At 68.4% G+C, this 19,001-nt stretch carries 14 protein-coding genes and 1 riboswitch; of the genes, 6 read left to right on the top strand and 8 right to left on the bottom strand.

What is annotated here, in order from left to right; genetic code table 11:
• Window positions 1-27 precede the first annotated feature (27 nt).
• Window positions 28-155, top strand: a riboswitch (FMN riboswitch).
• Between the two features lie 113 nt (window positions 156-268).
• From ribD to ribH, 4 genes are all read left to right on the top strand, one after another.
• Window positions 269-1,417 carry a bifunctional diaminohydroxyphosphoribosylaminopyrimidine deaminase/5-amino-6-(5-phosphoribosylamino)uracil reductase RibD gene (gene ribD, locus IHE57_RS02225; RefSeq protein WP_253719829.1) on the top strand — a complete coding sequence of 383 codons (1,149 nt, stop codon included), beginning with the start codon at window positions 269-271 and terminating at the stop codon, window positions 1,415-1,417.
• 64 nt (window positions 1,418-1,481) lie between these two features.
• Window positions 1,482-2,189: a riboflavin synthase gene (locus tag IHE57_RS02220; RefSeq protein WP_209370486.1), complete on the top strand. Its 708-nt coding sequence runs from the start codon at window positions 1,482-1,484 to the stop codon at window positions 2,187-2,189.
• Window positions 2,182-3,528 (top strand): GTP cyclohydrolase II, encoded by a 1,347-nt coding sequence (ribA, locus tag IHE57_RS02215; RefSeq protein ID WP_209370484.1) that lies wholly within the window; start codon window positions 2,182-2,184, stop codon window positions 3,526-3,528. Before IHE57_RS02220 ends, ribA begins: the two co-directional genes overlap by 8 nt.
• A 149-nt stretch (window positions 3,529-3,677) precedes the next feature.
• Window positions 3,678-4,148 (top strand): 6,7-dimethyl-8-ribityllumazine synthase, encoded by a 471-nt coding sequence (gene ribH / locus IHE57_RS02210; protein WP_209370483.1) that lies wholly within the window; start codon window positions 3,678-3,680, stop codon window positions 4,146-4,148.
• 187 nt (window positions 4,149-4,335) lie between these two features.
• Here the strand turns inward: ribH and poxB are convergent, their stop codons facing one another.
• From poxB to IHE57_RS02175, 7 genes are all read right to left on the bottom strand, one after another.
• Entirely contained in the window at window positions 4,336-6,051 is a 1,716-nt protein-coding gene (gene poxB / locus IHE57_RS02205; protein ID WP_209370482.1) for a ubiquinone-dependent pyruvate dehydrogenase, read from the bottom strand.
• A gap of 275 nt (window positions 6,052-6,326) precedes the next feature.
• A complete protein-coding gene (locus tag IHE57_RS02200) occupies window positions 6,327-7,502 on the bottom strand; it encodes an MFS transporter (protein WP_253719828.1) in 1,176 nt (391 codons plus the stop codon).
• Entirely contained in the window at window positions 7,503-8,816 is a 1,314-nt protein-coding gene (locus IHE57_RS02195; protein ID WP_209370481.1) for a Wadjet anti-phage system protein JetD domain-containing protein, read from the bottom strand.
• The gene (locus IHE57_RS02190; RefSeq protein WP_209370480.1) at window positions 8,813-12,235 is read right to left on the bottom strand and encodes an ATP-binding protein; all 3,423 of its coding nucleotides are present in this window, start codon (window positions 12,233-12,235) and stop codon (window positions 8,813-8,815) included. The genes IHE57_RS02195 and IHE57_RS02190 overlap by 4 nt, the downstream gene beginning before the upstream one ends.
• Window positions 12,232-13,005, bottom strand: coding sequence for a DUF4194 domain-containing protein (locus IHE57_RS02185; RefSeq protein WP_253719827.1), 774 nt, complete (start codon window positions 13,003-13,005; stop codon window positions 12,232-12,234). The genes IHE57_RS02190 and IHE57_RS02185 overlap by 4 nt, the downstream gene beginning before the upstream one ends.
• Window positions 13,002-14,465: a DUF3375 domain-containing protein gene (locus IHE57_RS02180; protein ID WP_209370479.1), complete on the bottom strand. Its 1,464-nt coding sequence runs from the start codon at window positions 14,463-14,465 to the stop codon at window positions 13,002-13,004. Before IHE57_RS02180 ends, IHE57_RS02185 begins: the two co-directional genes overlap by 4 nt.
• A 72-nt stretch (window positions 14,466-14,537) precedes the next feature.
• Window positions 14,538-14,993: an MmcQ/YjbR family DNA-binding protein gene (locus tag IHE57_RS02175; RefSeq protein WP_209324042.1), complete on the bottom strand. Its 456-nt coding sequence runs from the start codon at window positions 14,991-14,993 to the stop codon at window positions 14,538-14,540.
• 41 nt (window positions 14,994-15,034) lie between these two features.
• Between IHE57_RS02175 and IHE57_RS02170 the strand changes: the two genes are divergently transcribed.
• Entirely contained in the window at window positions 15,035-16,036 is a 1,002-nt protein-coding gene (locus tag IHE57_RS02170) for an asparaginase domain-containing protein (RefSeq protein ID WP_209324043.1), read from the top strand.
• A 234-nt stretch (window positions 16,037-16,270) separates the two neighbouring features.
• On the top strand, window positions 16,271-17,929 hold the full coding sequence (locus IHE57_RS02165) for an ABC-F family ATP-binding cassette domain-containing protein (RefSeq protein ID WP_343071795.1): 1,659 nt from the start codon (window positions 16,271-16,273) through the stop codon (window positions 17,927-17,929).
• A gap of 13 nt (window positions 17,930-17,942) precedes the next feature.
• On the opposite strand, the gene curA is transcribed toward IHE57_RS02165, so the two are convergent.
• Window positions 17,943-18,965 carry an NADPH-dependent curcumin/dihydrocurcumin reductase gene (gene curA, locus IHE57_RS02160; protein ID WP_209324045.1) on the bottom strand — a complete coding sequence of 341 codons (1,023 nt, stop codon included), beginning with the start codon at window positions 18,963-18,965 and terminating at the stop codon, window positions 17,943-17,945.
• Window positions 18,966-19,001: the final 36 nt, after the last annotated feature.

The following is a 19,001-nucleotide window of genomic DNA, read 5'->3' as shown; positions in this document are numbered from 1 at the left end:
TCGGCGATCGGCGTGCTAACCTGGCCTCACATGTTCCGGGGACGGTGAAATTCCGTACCGGCGGTCACAGTCCGCGACCCGCCAGCTTCGCGCCGGCGGCTGATTCGGTGAAATTCCGAAACCGACAGTCAGAGTCTGGATGGGAGGAGCATGGTGGCCTCGGCCGCTGTGTTTCGGTGCATTCGACGGCACCGGCGCGCATCCGAGACACCCTGATGGTTGCACCCGCAATATCCTCCCTCCCGGCGAAGGCTCGGGAGGTTTTCTTTTGGACGCGGAGTTCACCGAACTCGAATCCACGGCGATGTCGGCCGCCCTCGACGCTGCGCGGGAGGGCTTCCGCGGGGCCAATCCGCTGGTGGGTGCCGCTGTCCTGACCGCGGACGGGCAGATCGTGACCGGTCATCATGCGGGAGCCGGGACCGCCCACGCCGAGGTGGACGTCATCACCACCGCCCACGACCTCGACATCGATCTGAGCACCGCGACGCTGTTCGTCACCCTCGAACCCTGCTCCCACCGGGGGCGGACCGGGCCGTGCACCGAGGCGATCATCGCCGCCCGAATCCCTTCTGTCGTCTTCGCCTCCCCCGACCCGAACCCCCGCGCCTCCGGCGGTGGCCGGATCCTCGCCGAGGCGGGTCTGCAGGTGCGGTCGGGACTGCACCGGGAGGACGCCCAAGCCCTCAACGCCCGGTGGGCGCAGACCATGGCCGAGCTCCGGCCCTTCGTCACGGCGAAGATCGCGCAGAGTCTCGACGGGGCCGTCGCCGCCGCGGACGGGACCAGCCAGTGGATCACCTCGCCGGAGTCCCGGGCCCATGCGCATGAGATCCGCTCCCGCGTCGATGCCATCCTCGTCGGCACCGGCACGGCCCTGGCCGATGACCCCCGTCTCAACGCGCGCGACGGCGACGGCTCCCCGCTGCCGAACCAGCCGCGACCGGTCGTGCTCGGCACCTCTCCGCTGCCGGCCGAGTCCTTCCTCGCGCTCAACCCGGACACTCTCCGGCTGCCCACCCACGACATCGACGCGGCGCTCGAACGACTGTATGCCGAAGGCGTCCGCCACCTGCTCGTCGAGGGCGGGCCGCGGGTCCTCGGCGCCTTCTTCGCCGCCGGAGCCGTCGACGAAGTCTTCTGCTACCAGGCCCCGATGCTCATCGGTCCCGGGCGCTCCAGTGTCGACGGCTTGGGCATCGACACCCTCGGCGAGGCGCTGCGGCTGATCCCCGACGACACCGAGGTGCCCGCAGTCTCGCGGCTCGGCCCGGACTTCCTGCTGCATTTCACCACGGCCCCTGCGCCGCCGGACAGCCGAGCGACAGCGCTCGGCCGCGGGCAGTCCACCGCGCAGGTCCGCCCATGGCCGATCGCCCCGCCTGCACCGGTCACTCGGCCCGCACCACAGCGCTGACCACACATCTGCCAGCCATCAGCACCAGGCCACCATCACCCAGCAATCAGCACCACGGAGGCATATGTTCACCGGAATCATCGAAGGACTCGGCACCGTCGAGGCCATCGAATACACGAACGATTCGGCCGAGATCACCATCGATGCCGGCGAGCTCGTCGCCGACCTCGAGCTCGGCGGCTCCCTGGCCGTCAACGGCGTCTGCCTGACCTCGACGAGACGGAAGGACGCCGAGCAGCCGGGGCTCTTCACCGCCGAGGTCATGGGCGAGACCCTGCGCCTGACCGGTCTCGGCAGGCTGCAGACGGCGGACCGGGTCAACCTCGAGCGCTGCACTCCCGCCTCGGGACGCTTCGACGGCCACATCGTCCAAGGGCACGTCGACGGATGCGGCGAACTCGTCGACCGCACCGACCGGCCCGATTGGTCCACCCTGCGCATCGCGATCCCTGCCGGACTCGCCCCGCTGACCGCGGTCAAGGGCTCCATCACCCTCAACGGGGTGTCCCTGACCCTGACCGCCGTGTCCGAACCCACTGAGGCCACCGCATGGGTCGAAGTCGGGCTGATCCCAGCGACGCTGAGCCACACGACCTTCGGCGAGCTCGAGATCGGAGCGGCCGTGAACATCGAGGCGGACGTGCTCGCGAAGTACACCGCCCGCCTCCTGTCCTTCCATGCCGTCGACGACACCGCCCCGACCCACCCGGGGCCAGCCTCGGCGAGTCCCCACCCCGCGACGAACACACACCAAGGAGTCGATCATGACTGAATCAGTCGCCCATTCCAGCCGTCTCGATCCGATCGAAGACGCCGTCTCCGCCATCGCCGCAGGTCGGCCCATCCTCGTCGTCGACGACGAGGATCGGGAGAACGAGGGAGACCTCATCATGGCCGCCGAATTCGCCGATGCCGCCACGATGGGCTTCTTCGTCCGGCACACCTCCGGCGTCATCTGCGCCCCGATGACGGCCGAGCGCGCCGCCGCCCTGCAGCTGCCGCCCATGGTCGCCGACAACGAAGACCCGAAGGGCACCGCCTACACGATCAGCTGCGACGCGGTGGGTGTGACCACCGGCATCAGTGCCGCCGAGCGCGCCCGGACCGGTCGCGTCCTCGCTGCGGCAGACCCGGATCCCGCCGCGATCTCGCGTCCCGGTCATGTCTTCCCCCTGGTCGCGAAGTCCGGCGGTGTGCGGGAGCGGCCCGGCCACACGGAGGCCGGGGTCGAATTCGCGCGCTTGGCCGGTGCCCGACCGGTGGCGATGATCGCCGAGGTGGTCCACGACGACGGTTCGATGATGCGCTTCGATGCGGTGCGCGACTTCGCCGATGACAACGAGCTCGTGATGGTCTCGATCGAACAGCTCATCGCCTACCTCGAGGAACGCGACGCGGCTCCGCAGACCGATGGGCGCCCGGCCGGGTCCCCATCGCCCGCGACGGAGAAGCCGGCCGATCCGGACTCAGCTGACGAGAAGCTGATGTCGACCGAAGAGGTGCCGCTGCCGACGAAGCACGGGCACCTGCGGGCCCGCGCATTCACGATCGACGGGCACGACCACCTCGGCGTGTTCGCCGGGTCTCTCGAGACGACTTCGGCCGGTCCGACGCCGCTCGTGCGGGTGCATTCGGAGTGCCTGACCGGGGACGTCTTCGGTTCGCACCGGTGTGACTGCGGGGAACAGCTCGACCAGGCGCTCGATGTCATCGCCGAGCACGGTGGAGCGGTGATCTATCTGACCGGTCACGAAGGACGCGGGATCGGTCTGAGCAACAAGCTGCGCGCCTATGCGCTGCAGGATCAGGGGAGGGACACCGTGGACGCGAACCGCGAGCTCGGATTCACCGACGACGCCCGCGACTACCGTGCCGCGGCAGCGATCCTCGGCTCACTCGGGCTCACTCGCATCCGGCTGCTGACGAACAATCCGGCCAAGACGGAATCGCTCGAGCAGCTGGGCATCACGGTCGAAGCGGTCGTGCCGCTCGAGATCGCGGCGCGGCCGGAGAACACGCACTATCTGACCACGAAGCGCGAGCGCATGCACCATGCGCTCGCGCTGCCGGAGGTCGCGGGCACCCCCGCGCCCGGGGCCGTCGCCAGCTGAGACTGAGTCTGCGCGGACGGGTCCTCACCATTCACCGACTCTCAGCATTCACGGACCCTCGCCCCGAATCACGCACGAACGGCATCAGCCACGCACCCCGAATCATCCACGAACCCGGCTCACCGGAGCCCTGAACGAAGGACACAGCCATGGCCCATTTCGGAGCACCCGAACTCACCGTCGACGCCGCCGACCTGCGCGTCGCCATCATCGCCGCCTCCTGGCACACGCAGATCATGGACGGCCTCGTCGACGGAGCCCAGCGCGCCGCCGCCGAGACCGGAGCAGACACCACGCTGATCCGCGTGCCCGGCAGCTTCGAGCTGCCTGTCGCCGCGGCCCGAGTGGCCCCGCACTTCGATGCGGTCGTCGCACTCGGCGTCGTCATCCGCGGCGGCACTCCGCACTTCGACTATGTCTGCCAGGCCGCCACCGACGGCCTGAGCAGGGTTGCCATCGACTCAGGCAGGCCCGTGGGCTTCGGTGTTCTCACCTGCGACACCGAGCAGCAGGGAATCGACCGGGCCGGGCTGGAGGGCTCCCAGGAGGACAAGGGCCACGAAGCCATGACCGCAGCCCTCGTCACCGCCCGCGCCCTCGCGCCCTACCCCCTGGGCTGAGAGCGCTGGCCGCTTCCGCACCAAACGTGTCTCCTGCGGGTGGATCCAGCACGAAATCCGCGCGCATTTCAGAGCGGATCCGCCCACAGGAAGCATCCGCGCTCCACGACACGGCGCGCCGGCCGCTTCGCATCCGCGCCAGCGGCTTCCGCGCGGCGGCCTCGCCGGCGCGCCTCCCGCAGCCGGCTCAGAAGAGCTGGCGGATGTTCGTCCGGGCGAGGTCGATGAGTTCGTCGCCCTTGCCCGAGAGCACCGTGCGGATGGCGTAGAGGGCGAAGCCCTTGGCCTGCTCGACGGTGATCGACGGCGGCATCGACAGCTCCTGGCGCTCGGTGACCACGTCGAGGACGGCCGGCCCGTCGTAGGCGAGGAACTCCCGCACCACCTTCGGCAGGTCCTTGGACTTCTCGACCCGGAAGCCCTTGATGCCGACCGCCTCCGCGATGGTGGAGAAGTCGGGGTTGGCGAGGTCCGTGCCGAAGGTGACGAAACCGGCGGCCTTCATCTCGAGCTCGACGAAGTTGAGCGAGGAGTTGTTGTACACGACCGTCTTCACCGGCAGTTTGTTCTGGGTCAGCGTGATGAGCTCGCCGAGCAGCATGGCCAGACCGCCGTCGCCGGCGAGCGCAATGGTCTGCCGGTCTTCGAAGGCCGACTGCACGCCGACGCTCTGGGACAGGGCATTGGCCATGGAGCCGTGGCTGAAGGAGCCGATGAGCCGGCGCTTGCCGTTCATCGTCAGGTAGCGGGACGCCCAGACGACCGGTGAGCCGACATCGGGGACGAAGACCGCGTCGTCATCGGCCATTTCGTCGATGAGCCGGGTCAGGTACTGCGGATGGATCGTCCGCTTCGAGGGCGTGGCCAGTTCGTCGAGATCCTTCCGGGTCTTCGCATAGTGCTTGGTCAGCGCCTTGAGATGGGAGCTGCTGCGGTTCGGGGTGATCTTCGGCAGCAGGGCCTCGACGGTATCGGCGACCGTGCCGACCAGTCCGATGTCCACCGGGGTGCGGCGTCCGATCTGTGAGCCGCGGACATCGACCTGGATGACTGTCGCATTCTCGGGATAGAACTGCTGGTAGGGCAGATCGGTGCCGAGCATGAGCAGAGCGTCGCAGTCCTTGAGCGCGGCGTAGCCGGAGGAGAACCCGAGCAGTCCGGTCATGCCCACGTCATAGGGATTGTCGTGTTCGACGAACTCCTTGCCGCGCAGGGAATGGACGATCGGCGCCTGCAGCTTCTCGGCGATGGCGAGCAGTTCATCGTGCGCGCCTTCGGTGCCGGCCCCGGCGAGGATCGTGGTCTTCCTGCTCTTGTTGAGCGCCTTTGCCGCGGCCTCGATCTGGGACTCGGCGGGGATCATGCGGGAAGGATAGGCCTTGACCACCTCGGCGGCGGCATCGATCTCGCTCAGTCCGATGTCACCGGGGATGACGAGGACGGCGACACCGCGCTTCTCGATGGCCTCGCGCATGGCGATGCGCAGCAGCCGCGGCATCTGCTCGGGGTTGGCGACGTGCTCGACGTAGACGCTGCACTCGCGGAAGACATCCGTCGGGTGGGTCTCCTGGAAGTAGTTCGAGCCGATCTCGTCGCTGGGGATGTGGGCGGCGATGGCAAGCACCGGCACGCGCGAGCGCTGGGCGTCGTAGAGGCCGTTGATGAGGTGGAGGTTTCCGGGACCGCAGCTGCCGGCGCAGACCGCGAGCTCACCGGTCAGCGCGGCCTCGCCGCTGGCGGCGAAGGAGGCGGCCTCCTCGTGGCGGACGTGGACCCATTCGAGCTGCGGATTGACCCGCAGCGCATCGGTGAAGCCGTTGAGCGAGTCGCCGGGGATGCCGTAGACGCGCTCCACTCCACTGGCCACGAGAGTATCGACGATGTTTCTTGCGACGGTGGGCATGTGGTTCCTTCCGTTGAAACACGAACGCCAGGGAAGCGCTGGTGCGAACCCCGGCAGGGGCTGCCTCGAGGCGAGGCCTTGACCGCGTCTTCAGTCTAGCCGCGGAATCCTCCGCCGAGGCTGTCCGGTTCCTCACGCGAGCTGCGTCACGTCCCTGACGCGAAAACCCTTACGCCTTCCCCCTGGACGGTGCTTCGGGGCCGGGCACGGGCCCGACCCAGGCTTGGCCGGCGCTTCGGGACCGGCCACGGGCCCGACCCAGGCCCGACGGTGCTTCAGGACCTGGCCGACAGCAGCGTCGCCGCTGTGAGCAGACCGGCCATCGCCACTGCCATCATCGGATAGCCGCCGAGCACTCCGGCCAGGGCCGGACCGGCGACGGGCGCCAGGGCCGTGCCGGCAGTGATCGGGGCGACGAAGACACCGTTGACGGCACCGAAGTTCTTCGTCCCCCACCGATCGGAGACTGCGGTGGCCTGCAGCAGAGTCATGCACCCGCGCACTCCCCCGGCGAGCATGGCGATGCCGATGAGCAGCCAGATCGGCCTCGGCACGAACGCCAGCAGCCAGAGACCGGCCGCCCCAGCGGCGAAGAGGACGACCGTGCGCGTGCGGGCGTTCGTGTGCCTCTCCAGGCTGGGATAGCCGAAGCGTCCGGCCACTTGGCCGAAGCCGACGAGGCCGAGCGCCACGGCGGCCAGACTGTACCCCGCACCGCGTTCGATGATGAGCGGGATGATGTTGATCGTCACGGCGAAGAGGGTGAAGGTCGCGACGGCGACCGCAGCTTGGAGGATGAGGAAGCGCGGGTCGCGGGTGACTCGGCGCAGTTCGGCCCGGCTCGGCTTCTCGGTGCGTGCGGCCGCCTCGTCGGTCCATCGTCTGTTGAAGAAGCCCAGGTTCAGCGGCAGGACGACGACTGCGAGCAGCCCGGCGAGGACGACATAGGTCGTCCGCCACCCCACCTCATCGATGAGCCAGGCGATGATCGGGGCGAACACCGTCGATGCGAGTCCGCCGACGAGCGTGATCGTCGTCAGCGGCTTCGTCCGTTCGGCCCCGTACCAGCGGGTGACGACGGCGAATGCCGGCGGGTAGAGCGTTGCGGCCTGGGCGAAGCCGGCGAGGATCCAGGCGAGGAAGAAGACGATGAGGTTCGGGGCGGCGGCCACGAGCGTCAAGGCGATGGCGCCGATGAGCGTTCCCGCGCCCATGATCAGGCTGGGCCCGTGCGAATCGAGCATCCGCCCGACGGCGGGCCCGACGAGCGCGGAGACGATGAGACCCACGGTCAGAGCAGCCGTCACCGTGGTGTGGCTCCACCCCATGTCCGCCGAGATCGGGGTGACCGCCACCGGCAGCGAGTAGTAGAGCAGGCCCCAGCAGACCAGCTCTGCGATGCACATCGCGGTCAGTCCCCCGCGCGGCTTGTCGGTCGTCAGCGGAGCCATTCAGCGCGGTTCCTCATCGGACCGGCCCGTCCCCTCGCCGAGGCGGCTCTCCCCTCCCGCGAAACCGTCCATACCCGCGCCGAGGTGGCCCGGCGCCGGTTGTCCGACCGCGGCTGCCAGCCGGGCCAGGACAGTGTCCCAGGGAATCCGCTCCTGTTCGAGCCGCACGTCTCCCGCGGCCCGGATGCGGGCGAGCGCGCGAGCCTCGGTGCCGGTCAGTTCCGGGAACGTGCCAGAGCTCGGCTTCGGTTCGGGCACCCACAGATCCTCGTGCGCGAGCAGGGTGGCTTCGTCCATGAGCACGGACTCGACCTCGGGCAGATGGCTGCGCAGGCGGTTGAGGATCGCGAACCCGTGCGAGTCGAGGTCGCCCCAGTAGATCACTCGGGCCCGTCCGGTCCACGCCAACCGCGCCACACCGTCGACCGCATAGCCGGAGCCGTGGACGGCTGCCGCGCCCGGCCAGGTCGGCATCGCGAGCACGGATTCGAGGTTCTCGAAGACGAAGACCACACTCGGCGCCAGGGGCAGACGACTCAGCTGGGAGATCGGCGCGCTGATGTCGTCGAGACCGGACATGTCGGCCGCGACGGTCGGATCGAGGATGCGCAGCCGCAGCCTCGGTTCGGCGTCGAGGACGGTGACGGCCCCGGCGTGCCCGACCCCGGCCAGCAGCGTCGTGACGAGACTGCGGTGGGCTTCGAACCACTTCGAGTCGACCCCGCGGATGGGCAGCTGCCGGGGTCGCAGGGAACCGAGATGGTGGCTGCGCAGCCAGTCGACGACGTCGATGACGGTGGCGAACGTCCCGTCGGTCAGCGACAGGATCCTCTTCGCCTGCGATCGGATCGCCGAGGCTAGCGGGTCGCTGTCCGCACCGGGACCGAGTTCTGCGGCGCTGAACCTGTCAGCATCTCCCTTGCCATCAGCACCGAGCCGCTGCCGGATCAGCGCTGCGCGATCGCGCAGCGTCCTCCAGTCACGGGCGGTGTCGCCGCCGACGAAGGCGGCCACCTCGGCGGGGGTGGTCAGACGCAGTCGGATCGGGACGCGCTGGCGCCCGATGCGGGCCCAGTTGCGGTCCTCCCAATCGATCTGCAGCGCCGAGGCATCCGCCTTCTCCTCGACGGCCCGCCAGCTCGCCGCCCAGTCGGCGGCCGCGTTCTGGTCGGCGAGCACCTGCTTCTCCGTCGGAGGTCTGAGCGCGATCTCGAGGCGAACCACGTCCACGGCTCCGGCCGCCCAGGCGGCCATGGACGAGCTCAGACGGCTGCGCGCCCGAGCGCGGGCCTCGGCGACGGAGAGCATGTTCATCGCCCGTCGGGCGCCTCGGCCGGCTCGTGCGCATCATCCGAGCCCTCGGCCTTCCCGCGGTCCGTCTCGTCCCACACCATGGTCGAGGCCAGGGTCTTCTGCCGGCTCGGATTCTCGATCGAGGTCGCCGCACCCACATAGGGTTCGATCGTCTGCAGCAGCTTCTGCGGAGTGGCGAGCACCATGTGGAACCCGAACTCGATGAAGATGTCCAGAGCCATCCGCGTATAGCGGGTATCGGCCTTGTCGAAGGCTTCGTCGAGGATGATCGTGCCGTACTTCGAGATCGCCTCGTCGGGGTCCGCGAGCTGATAGCGCAGCGCCGCCGCCAGACAGAAGATCACGAGCTTCTGCTGCTGCCCGCCGGACATCGCCGCACCCGAATCGTAGGTGGCATGCGCGCGGCCGTGGTCGTCGATCTCTTCGGCGAGGAAGCTGACGTGCAGACGTGTGTCCAGGCACTGGGTCTTCCACACCTTGTCGACGTGCTCGCTCGAGGCGAACCGGCGCATCACCTCGGCCAGCGTGTCGTACTTCCTCTCCGCGGTCTCCATATCGTCCTCGCCCCAGCTGCCGGCGGCGACGAGTCGCAGGTCGGCGATGAAGGCGTTGACGGTCTCCGGTCGGCGGGTCTTGACCTTGAGCCGCAGGTAGCGGTCCTCGTCGAACTGGGACCGCAACAGGGAGGAGTTGATCGGGGCGACCCTGTCCTCGATCTCGCGTGGGGCGGCGTGGATCTCGTTGAGCAGCTCGCCGATGAGGTCGCGTGAACGCTGCTGGAGCAGCTCCCGGAACCGGTTCTCGTGATCGGGCAGGCCGTGGGCCTCGATCTCGTCGAGCATCGCCAGATACGCGCGCCGGTCGTCGACCTCGGCCGTGAGCTGGGACGACACCGACGGCCATGCGGCCTTGAACTCCGCGGCCAGCCGCGTCACGGACTGGCCGGCCCGGCTCGCCTCCGCCTGCGCCCGGTCCTTCTCCTCCTGCAGCGCCTGCGAAACCTGCTGGCCCACCTCGGCGAGGCTGTCGCGCCGGATTCCGCGCTGGATCCTGCGGAACCGCTCATCCAGCTGTTCGCCGAGGTGGCTGTCGACCTCGGGGATGCGGCCGGCGCTGACATCGTCTTCCAGACGCTCGATGCCTGAGCGCAGACTCGCCGACTCCTCCCCGGCTCGGCGCAGGGCGTAGTCGGCCTCGGAGCGCGCGGTCTCGGCGGCGTCCTTGGCCGCCTTCGCCTCACGTTCGGCGCCGATCGCCTGCTGCAGGTCGCCGTCGGCGTCTTCGAGTTCGGCCAGCTGCCGTTCCAAGGTTTCGACGGCCTCGGCAGCCCCTGCCCGGTCGACATCCCGCCAGGACTGTTCGCGGATGCCGGCGAGGATGCCTCGGCGGCGGTGTGCCTGGGCGGTTTCGGCATCGGCGGCGGCGACGATCTGCTCGGCGGCGGCCAGCTCCGTCTGAGCTTCCTTGAGGGAGTCGATGAGCGCTTCGAGCTTGGCTTCCCGGTCACCGAGGACCCATTGGCTGCGGTCGTCGATGCGCCGGCGGTCGTCCTTCTCGTATCTGGTCCGCGAGGTCTTGACCTGTCCCTTGACGGTGACGGCACGCGGGTGGTCGTCGAGTTCGTCGGGATGGTCGACGCAGGCGAAGTCGAAGCGTTCGGACAGGGTGGATCGCACCCAGTCGCCGAATCCGGTGTCGGCGACACGGACCTTGTTGACCAGGGAACTCTCACTGCCGACCGGGCGCGGGCCGGGGACCTGAGCGGGTATCTCCTCGAAGACGAGACGACCGCGGATGCGGTGCGCATCGACCCAGGAGCGCACCGCGGTCAGGTTCTCGGAGCGGACGAGGACGGTCAGCGCCATGGGGCGCAGCACTCGTTCGATCGCCCCGGTCCATCGGGCCTCATCGGGATCGACCTCGATGAGTTCGGCGGCGAACGGCAGTGCCTTCTCGCTCAGTCCGGTGCCGGCGGCGAGTTCGGCCCGGATCGCCATGAGATTGTTCGGCACGGTCGATCCCGAACGACGCAGCGATTCGATCTCGCCTTCGAGTTCCCTGACCCGGGCGCGGGCGGTCGAGAAGCGGTCGTGGTCGGCGTGGCTGGGGCCTGCCACCTGCGTGTCGTCGTCGAGGCTGGCCGCGATCTGGGCTTGCAGCTCGGCGAATTCCGCAGCCGTAGTCGGAGCCGACTCGATGCCGGCCTGCTCGAGTTGGCGAGCCAGTCCGGCCCAGCGTTCGGCGATGGCACGGCGTTCGGTCTCGGCTGTGTCGATGCGCTGTTGGAGGTGTTCGGCCTCCGATCCGCCGAGTTCGAGCGTCGCCCGTCTGGCCAGGTCGTATTCGTCCACCGCCGCGTCATAGTCGCGCTTGGCCCGATCGGCGGTGACCTCGAGTTCGACGAGCTGCCTCGTCAGTGCGGACAGGTCCGTGCGCAGGATGTCGAGTTCACGACGTTTCTGGTACGGCAGCAGCGACTCGCTCAGGGCGTTCGACTTCGCGGCGATGTCATTGGCGGTCTCGAAGCTGGACGCGGCCTCCCGCAGCTGCTGCAGATGGTCGCGCTGTCTGCGCAGTTGGACGACGTGGTCGTGGGCGTCCTTGAGGTCGCCGAACTGGGCGACCGCGGTCTCGGCGAGATCGAAGGTCACCGGGGTTTCGAGCATGTGATCGCGGAAGAGCCGATCGAGGCTGTCGAGGCTCTTGGCCGACTGCGTCTTGTGCAGCAGCTGGAGTGCGGATTCGTCGGCCATGCCGAAGGTCTTGCGCATCCGCGCATAGAACTTCCCGTGCGATCCGTTCGAGGTGACAACGGCGTCGGGGCGGTCGGCCTTGAGTTTGCGGGTCTCGAGTCCGGACCGCGCATAGTGCTGGAGATCGGCGAGGTCGAGTTCGGCGCGCTCCAAGATGCAGGCGTCGGACAGATCCGTCGTCTTCGTTCCCGAACCCTTGATGAAGAAGAGGCGGGCCAGCGACAGTGGGCGGTCGCTGCCGTTGTCGTAGCGGAGGATGATGCCGCTCCACGTCGCCCGCGGTCGCAGATACTTGCTGACGACCCGGTCCTCTTCGGAGTCGGCGGTCCGCGTCCATGCTCCCCGGACGTAGCTGACGAGGCTGCGCTGGTCGAGACGAGCACCGGCCGTCTGTGCGGCGACATTGAAGCGCAGCCATTTGTCCGGGGTGAGGACCGCGGCGATGCCGTCGAGGAGGGAGGACTTTCCCGAGCCGGAGGGCCCGGTGATGAGGTGTCCCCGATGGGAGACGGGGATACGGTGGATATCGGCGTCGAAGGTGCCCCAGTTCGCGATCTGGATCTCCGACAGCCGCCACTGGCTGCCCACTTCGGGTCGGTTCGCGCCGCGAGCGCGCGCCTGGTCGGCGACGAATGCGGCATCGAGCGGGAAGAGCGCTTCGGTCACGCCTCGTCCTCCTCGTCGGTGGTGGTCTCAGCCGAGGTTTCGGGGCCGTCATCGACCGGTTCGGCGACAGCGGCTGCGGCAGCGGTGTCCGCCTCACCGCCGTCGGTCTCGCCTGCGGCGATGCGTTCGTAGACGTCGATGAGTTCGCGCACCCGGTCCTCATCGATGAGGAACTTCACCATCGGAGAGATCTCGAAGCGGTCCTCACCGGCCTTGTGGAGGACGCGCAGACGGTTGCTCATGCGCGACCAGGCGCCGTTGAGGTTGCGCTGGAACGTGGACTCGTCCCCGGTCCGATAGATCGCGAGCCTTTCGTAGACCTCCTCACGGTCGACGATGACGCGCTTCTCTCCGGGAGCGGCCAGCAGCAGCTGGCGCAGCACGAGGAGCATGGCCGTGTCGAGGAAGGTCAGCCGTTCGCTGCGCACGGCCGCCGGTGCCTCGATCTCGTCGGTGACGATCTTGCGGGTGAAGGCGAATTCGTCGACCCGGTCGATGACGAGGTCGAGGAACAGGTCGTGCAGCCGGGAGCGGACGAGGCCCTCGTCGGCCACCAGTGCCGCCCACAGCTGCGGGCTCTGCACCCCGGAGACATAGGGTCCCTTGAGGAGTTCGAGCAGCACTCGCCGGGTTCGCTCCCCCAGAGTCCCGGTGTCGCCGGTCCACAGGGCACTGGGGTTGTGGCCGGCTCCTTCCCCCGCCTCGGCGCGGGTGGTGTCGTCGGCGGAGGTCGACGAGGCGGTCGCCTCGGTGTGGTCGGTGCGGGTCATAGGGTGATGCCTTCGGTGAAGTAGTGGCGACGGATCGTGGCGGTGCGGGCAATGCCGTCGATGCCGGACCAGGTGAGGATTTCGCGCTCGTCCTCATCGACCTGACCGTACGTGCTGGCCAGGGACAGCAGTCCGACGACGCTCGCCAGACCCTGGGTGGCGGGGAACCGGTCGAGCACCTCGGCGACGGAGGTCTCGGACGCGGTGGAGACGACGGAGTTGATGTTCTCCGTGAGCTCGGAGAAATCGATCTCGGATTCCCGCGCCACGGCGAGGAGCTCGGCGAAGTCGACCTCGGACTCGGCGGCCTCGCCCAGTTCCGCACCGGCATCGAACTCCTCGGGATCGTGGAGGATGACCTCGCCGACGCTGCCGAGCGGCACGCTCGAGAGTTCGAGGTCGATGCCGACCTCGTCATAGGGCCTGCGGACTCGGGCAACCGGAGCGGCGGCGGCCAGGCCCTCCTGGAGGAGGGTGCGCATGACGCGGTCGCGTTGGAACTCGTGCGAGTGGACGTACCGGCGCAGACCACGGGCGAACTCGGTGAGGATGTCCGAGACCTCGTGGGAGCCGTCCTTCATCTGCCGCATCAGGGTGCGCAGCGAGCGGCGGGTGGTCAGCGGCAGGGTGGCGGAGAAGTCGCGGTCGAGGATGGCCGCGATGTCGTCGTCGAAGGCCGCGGACTGCTCGGGGTCGCGGACAAGGGCGGAGAAGGCCGAGAATGTGCGGCCCTCGTCGGAGGATTCGATGAGGTCGACACCGCGGAAGACCTCGTCGAGGACCTGCGACTGGGAGTCCTCGGCGGCGAGGATCGAGACTCGCAGCTCCTGGTTGAGCTCCTCGAAGCGGGCACGCACTCGAGCGAAGTCGGCAGGCAGACCCTGCGCCTGCTGGAGGATGTCGGAGACGCGTTCGTTCGCGCGCCGCCGGTCGAGGACGACCGAGCGCGGGTCACCGCGTCTGACCCGGGCGATCTCGGCGTCGATGCGGTCTCGTTCGGCACGCAGGGCGGCCAGTCGGCGGGAGCTGTCGGGATCCGTGTCGATGGCCAGCTGGCGCACGGACTGGGCGAGGCTGACCAGCCGGGACTCGGTGGCGGTCTGCGGCGGAGTGCGCAGCTGTTCGAGCATGCGGATGGCGTCGAAGCCGGCCGCGGAGAGTTCGTAGGTCTCGCCTCTGGCCGAAGTGGCCGGTCGCCGGACGAGGATCTCCGCACGACGCCAGTCATCGCAGTAGGCCTTGGCGGTCTTGAGCGCGAGGTCGAAATGATCCCGCAGCTCTTCGAGGTCGGCATCGATGCTCTCGTGCAGGTCCTCGGTGTTCATCCGCGTCCCCGGACGTCCCAGGTGGGCGTCGAGCGTGCCGGCCATGACGGCGAGGTTGTCGGCCCGGAGCATGCGCAGCGTGGCATTCGACTCGAGCAGCCGCCGAAAGGCGAGCGCGGAAGACAGGGCTGACATAACGACTATTCTCTGTCCGCGGACGAATCCGTGCCAAACTGTGCGCCCTTTTCCGCCGGATGAGCTCCTGCCTCAGCTCATCGCATCCCTCCCGCCGAAGGTGCGGGGGTCCACGGGCTGGTCCTTCTTCGGCAGCTTCTCCACGACGAGGCAGTAGGATTCGAGCACGAGATCGTGGAGTAGCTCCGGGTCGAGATTATCGGCCGAGCCGCCTGCCTCTGCTTCGGCAGTGCTGAGCTGCGCGCAATCGTCCGCAGGGGTACCCGACCCGGCCACGGTGACCCAGTGCTTCTTGTTCATGTGGTAGCCGGGAGTGATCTCGGCATAAGCGTCCCGCCGCACCTCGCTGTCGAGAGGATCGATCTTGAGGTTGAGGCTCGGGACGCCTCTCAGCTCATATGTCATCATGAACATCTTCCCGCGCACCTTGTAGACGGTGTACTCAGGTCCGAAGGGCTGGCCGACCTCGACCGAGGGGTACTGCATGGCCTGCTCGTGGGCCAGCCGGAGCACTGTTTCGGGATCCATGCGTGGAGATTAGCAAACGGCACTGACGTTAGACTCGAACCATGCCTGAGACCTCATCGCCGACCGCTCCTCACCTGCTTCTGGCCGCCCTCGGCGGGACCATCGCATCGACCGCGAACGCCGCCGGCGGAGTGGCGCCTGCGCTCGGGGGCGTCGAGATCGCCGCGGCTGCCGGTCTCGATGGGATCTGGCCGGACCTGCAGGCCGATTTCACCCAGGTCGCTCAGGTCTCGAGTGCGAACGTCACCCTCGAGATGCTCTTCGACGTCGTCGAGCTCGCCCGAAGCACCGAAGCCGATGGCGTCGTGCTCACACAGGGCACCGATACATTGGAGGAATCAGCGTTCGGCCTCTGGCTGCTCAACGACTCAGGGGTGCATATCGCGGCCACCGGAGCCATGCGCAATCCCACTCTGCCCGGGGCCGACGGGCCGGCGAACGTCAGAGCCGCCGCACTGACCGCCTTATCGGATCAGGTCAGCGGCCTGCCGGCCTCGCTGGTATTCGATGACGAGGTCCACGACCCCCGGTTCGCCCGCAAGTCGCATGTGACGTCGACGGCCGCATTCTCCTCCGGGCCCGTGCTCGGGGCGATCGGCTGGCTCAGCGAGGACGCGCTCCACCTGCCGCATCCACCGCGGACGCCGAAGTCGCCGTTCGCCGGTCTGGCCCGCCCCGAACGGCTGTCGAAGATCGCCCTCGCCGAGGTGGGGATGGGCGAACCCGAGGAGACGCTCGATCTCATCGCCGGATCCGGATTCGCCGGTGCCGTGGTCTCGGGAGTAGGCGGAGGACATGTGCCCGAGGAGCTGCTGCCCGCGGTGGCCCGACTGGCCGAGACGATGCCGGTGGTGCTCGCCTCCCGCACGGGGTCGGGGGCGAGCCTGACGAAGACCTACGGCTATCCCGGCGGCGAGATCGGCCTGCTCGAGTCCGGACTCATCCCCGCCGGTCTCCTCGACGCCCGTAAGGCACGCATCGTGCTCAACCTCGCCCTGAGCTTCGGTCTCGCCCCCGCCGAGGTGTTCGCCGGCTTCGCCTGAGTCACGCACAGGCTTCATCGAGCCTCCGGCCGTGGTCCGGCGAGCGCGGACTTGATAGAATAGCCTCATGCATCTGTATTTCCTCTGACGGCGACCAGGATCCACCGTCCTCGTCGAGCATGCTCCGAGCCGGCGGTGATCATGGCGTCATGGCCTCGCAGGCCACCCACCCCGCGCGCCCGCACCACCTCGTCCGTGGTGCCGATCGGCGCGCCTTCACAGAGGAACATCACTGTGCCCATCACCCCACCCGTACTGCATGCGCGCTCCCGCGCACAGATCCTGGTCTCCGACGTCTCCGTCTCACTCGGTGCCGTCCGAGTGCTCACCGGAGTCGATCTCACCGTCACACCCACCTCGCGGATCGCCGTCGTCGGCGAGAACGGCCGCGGCAAATCAACGCTTCTCCATCTCCTGTCCGGGACACTGACCCCAGACGAAGGCCAGGTCACGAGGATCGGCACGCTCGGGATCGCCGAACAGGAGATGGCGACGACCGATCAGCGGACCGTCGGTGAGGTCGTCGCAGACGCGATCGCCGATTCCCTCGCCGCCCTGGACGAACTCGACGCCGCAGGCCTCGCTCTCGCCGCGGGCGAGGCCGGAGCCGACGATCGCTTCGCGGCCGCTCTCGAACAGGCCGAGGCCCTGGACGCCTGGGACGCTCGCCGCCGGGTCGATATCGCTCTCGAGGCTCTGCATGCGGAGACCGATCGGTCGCGTCCTCTCATACAGATGTCCGTCGGACAGAGGTATCGGGTCCGTCTGGCCTGTCTCATCGGAGGCGACGCCGACTTCCTGCTGCTCGACGAGCCGACCAATCACCTCGATCGCGCAGGACTCGACTACATGACCGAGCAGCTGCGAATGCGCTCGGGAGGTGTCGTCATCGTCAGCCACGACCGTGCGCTGCTGTCGGACATCGCAGAGACCACAATCGATCTCGACCCGACTCCCGACGACCGTCCCCGCGTCTACGGCGGCGGCTACATCGGCTACCGCGAAGGACGGCGGGCCGAACGTGAACGCTGGGAGCAGCAATACGCACGCGAACAGGAGCAGCGCTCGAAGCTCCAGGACGACCTCAGCGCCGCTCAGAATCGACTCATCTCGGGCTGGCGGCCGGACAAGGGAACGGGCAAGCACCAGCGTGCCACCCGCGCCGGAGGTCTCGTCACCAACGTCCACCGTCGACGAGCCGCTCTGGAAGCCCACGCCGTGACCATGCCCGAACCGCCGCAGACGCTCCGATTCCCCGACCTCAGCGCCCGACCGGGAGCGACCCTCGTCAGCGCCGCTGGCCTCACCGTCGCCGGGAGGCTGCCCGAACCGATCACGCTGGAGATCCTCGGACGGTCCCGGTCGCTCATCACCGGTCCGAACGGCGCGGGAAAGTCCACTCTGCTGAGCCTCCTCGCAGGCGACCTCTCCCCGTCGACCGGAAGCGTGCGCCGCTCACCACAGGCGCGGATCGCGCACCTGCGGCAGGAATCGGAACTGCCGCTCGACCGACGCGCCAGCGAACTCTACGCTTCACACCTCGATGCGCTCATCGCGGCCGGGCAGCTGCCGTCCGCTCAGGCTGTCGGGCTGTCCTCCCTCGGGCTGCTCCGGTCCTATGAGGCCGGCAGACGGATCGGCGAACTGTCCATGGGCCAGCGCAGACGACTGGACCTGGCCCTGGCACTGTCCGCGCGACCCCACCTGCTGCTGCTCGATGAGCCCACGAACCACCTGTCGATCTCGCTGGTCGACGAGCTCACGGATGCGCTGCAAGCCACCCCGGCGGCCGTCGTGCTCTCCACGCATGACCGTCAGCTCCTGCGGGATCTGCACGACTGGCCGCGCCTGGCTCTGGAGCCGAGTCGCGCACACGAGCAGGTGGGGAGCTGAGTGGCTGCTTCGCTCAGCTCTCCGCGCCGACGGCGACGACCATCTTGCCGAAGTTGCCGCCGGTGAGCAGGTCGTTGAAGTACTCGGGGGCTTTCTCGAGACCGGGGCGGATGTCCTCGCGGTAGCGGACCTTGCCTTCCTTGAGCCACCCGCTCATATCGGTGAGGAACCGGTCGGTGAGCCGTTCGGCGAATTCGGTCTGGATGAAGCCGCGCACCAGCAGCGACTTCGTGAGGATATGGCCCATGAGCACGCCCGAGCGGTCGGGCCCCTCAGGCAGCTCGGTGAGGTTGTAATTGGCCACGAGTCCGCAGACGGGCACACGGGCGAAGGTGTTCAGCCGCGGCAGCACGGCCTTGAAGACGTCTCCGCCGACGTTCTCGTAGTAGACGTCGATGCCTTGGGGCACCGACTCGGCGAGTTCTGACTTGAGATTGCCGGTCCGGTGGTCGAGTGCGACGTCGAAGCCGAGCTCCTTGAGGTGGGCGACCTTGTCCGGGCCGCCCGCGATGCCGACCGCGGTCGCTCCCTTGATCTTCGCGATCTGGCCGACGACCGAACCGACGGGACCGGTGGCGGCGGCCACGGCCACGGTCTCACCTGCCTGGGGCTGACCGATCTCGAGCAGTCCCGCATAGGCGGTGAAGCCGGGCATGCCGAGCACGCCGAGGTGGGTGCTGATCGGTGCGAGCTCGGGATCGATCTTGCGCAGGTGCCCGGTCCTCTCCACCGAGTACTCCTGCCAGCCGCCGTAGCCGAGGACGGTGTCACCGACGGAGAAGTCGTCCGCATTCGACTCGACGACCTCGGACACGGTGGCACCGACCATGACATCGCCGACCTCGACGGGATCGGCATAGGACTTCGCGTCCGACATCCGTCCGCGCATGTACGGGTCGAGCGAGAGGTAGAGGGTGCGCAGCAGCACCTCGCCCTCGCCCGGAGTGGGCACGGCCACCTCGTCGAGGAGGTAGTTCTCCGCGGTCGGAGCGCCCACGGGGCGCGAGTTCAGGCGGATCCGGTGGTTGGTCGTCATGGGGACGGTTCCTTTCAGCAGCTCTGGGTGCTCGGC

It is taken from the genome of Brevibacterium renqingii, assembly GCF_017808105.1.
GTDB lineage: Bacteria > Actinomycetota > Actinomycetes > Actinomycetales > Brevibacteriaceae > Brevibacterium > Brevibacterium renqingii.
This window is presented reverse-complemented; position numbering and strand designations above follow the sequence as displayed.

Bases quoted from the DNA above. Each gene is read 5' to 3' on its own strand.
- IHE57_RS02220 (WP_209370486.1), top strand. From the start codon at position 1,482: ATGTTCACCGGAATCATCGAAGGACTCGGCACCGTCGAGGCCATCGAA.
- ribA (WP_209370484.1), top strand. From the start codon at position 2,182: ATGACTGAATCAGTCGCCCATTCCAGCCGTCTCGATCCGATCGAAGAC.
- ribH (WP_209370483.1), top strand. From the start codon at position 3,678: ATGGCCCATTTCGGAGCACCCGAACTCACCGTCGACGCCGCCGACCTG.
- poxB (WP_209370482.1), bottom strand. From the start codon at position 6,051: ATGCCCACCGTCGCAAGAAACATCGTCGATACTCTCGTGGCCAGTGGA.
- IHE57_RS02200 (WP_253719828.1), bottom strand. From the start codon at position 7,502: ATGGCTCCGCTGACGACCGACAAGCCGCGCGGGGGACTGACCGCGATG.
- IHE57_RS02195 (WP_209370481.1), bottom strand. From the start codon at position 8,816: ATGAACATGCTCTCCGTCGCCGAGGCCCGCGCTCGGGCGCGCAGCCGT.
- IHE57_RS02185 (WP_253719827.1), bottom strand. From the start codon at position 13,005: ATGACCCGCACCGACCACACCGAGGCGACCGCCTCGTCGACCTCCGCC.
- IHE57_RS02180 (WP_209370479.1), bottom strand. From the start codon at position 14,465: ATGTCAGCCCTGTCTTCCGCGCTCGCCTTTCGGCGGCTGCTCGAGTCG.
- IHE57_RS02175 (WP_209324042.1), bottom strand. From the start codon at position 14,993: ATGGATCCCGAAACAGTGCTCCGGCTGGCCCACGAGCAGGCCATGCAG.
- IHE57_RS02170 (WP_209324043.1), top strand. From the start codon at position 15,035: ATGCCTGAGACCTCATCGCCGACCGCTCCTCACCTGCTTCTGGCCGCC.
- curA (WP_209324045.1), bottom strand. From the start codon at position 18,965: ATGACGACCAACCACCGGATCCGCCTGAACTCGCGCCCCGTGGGCGCT.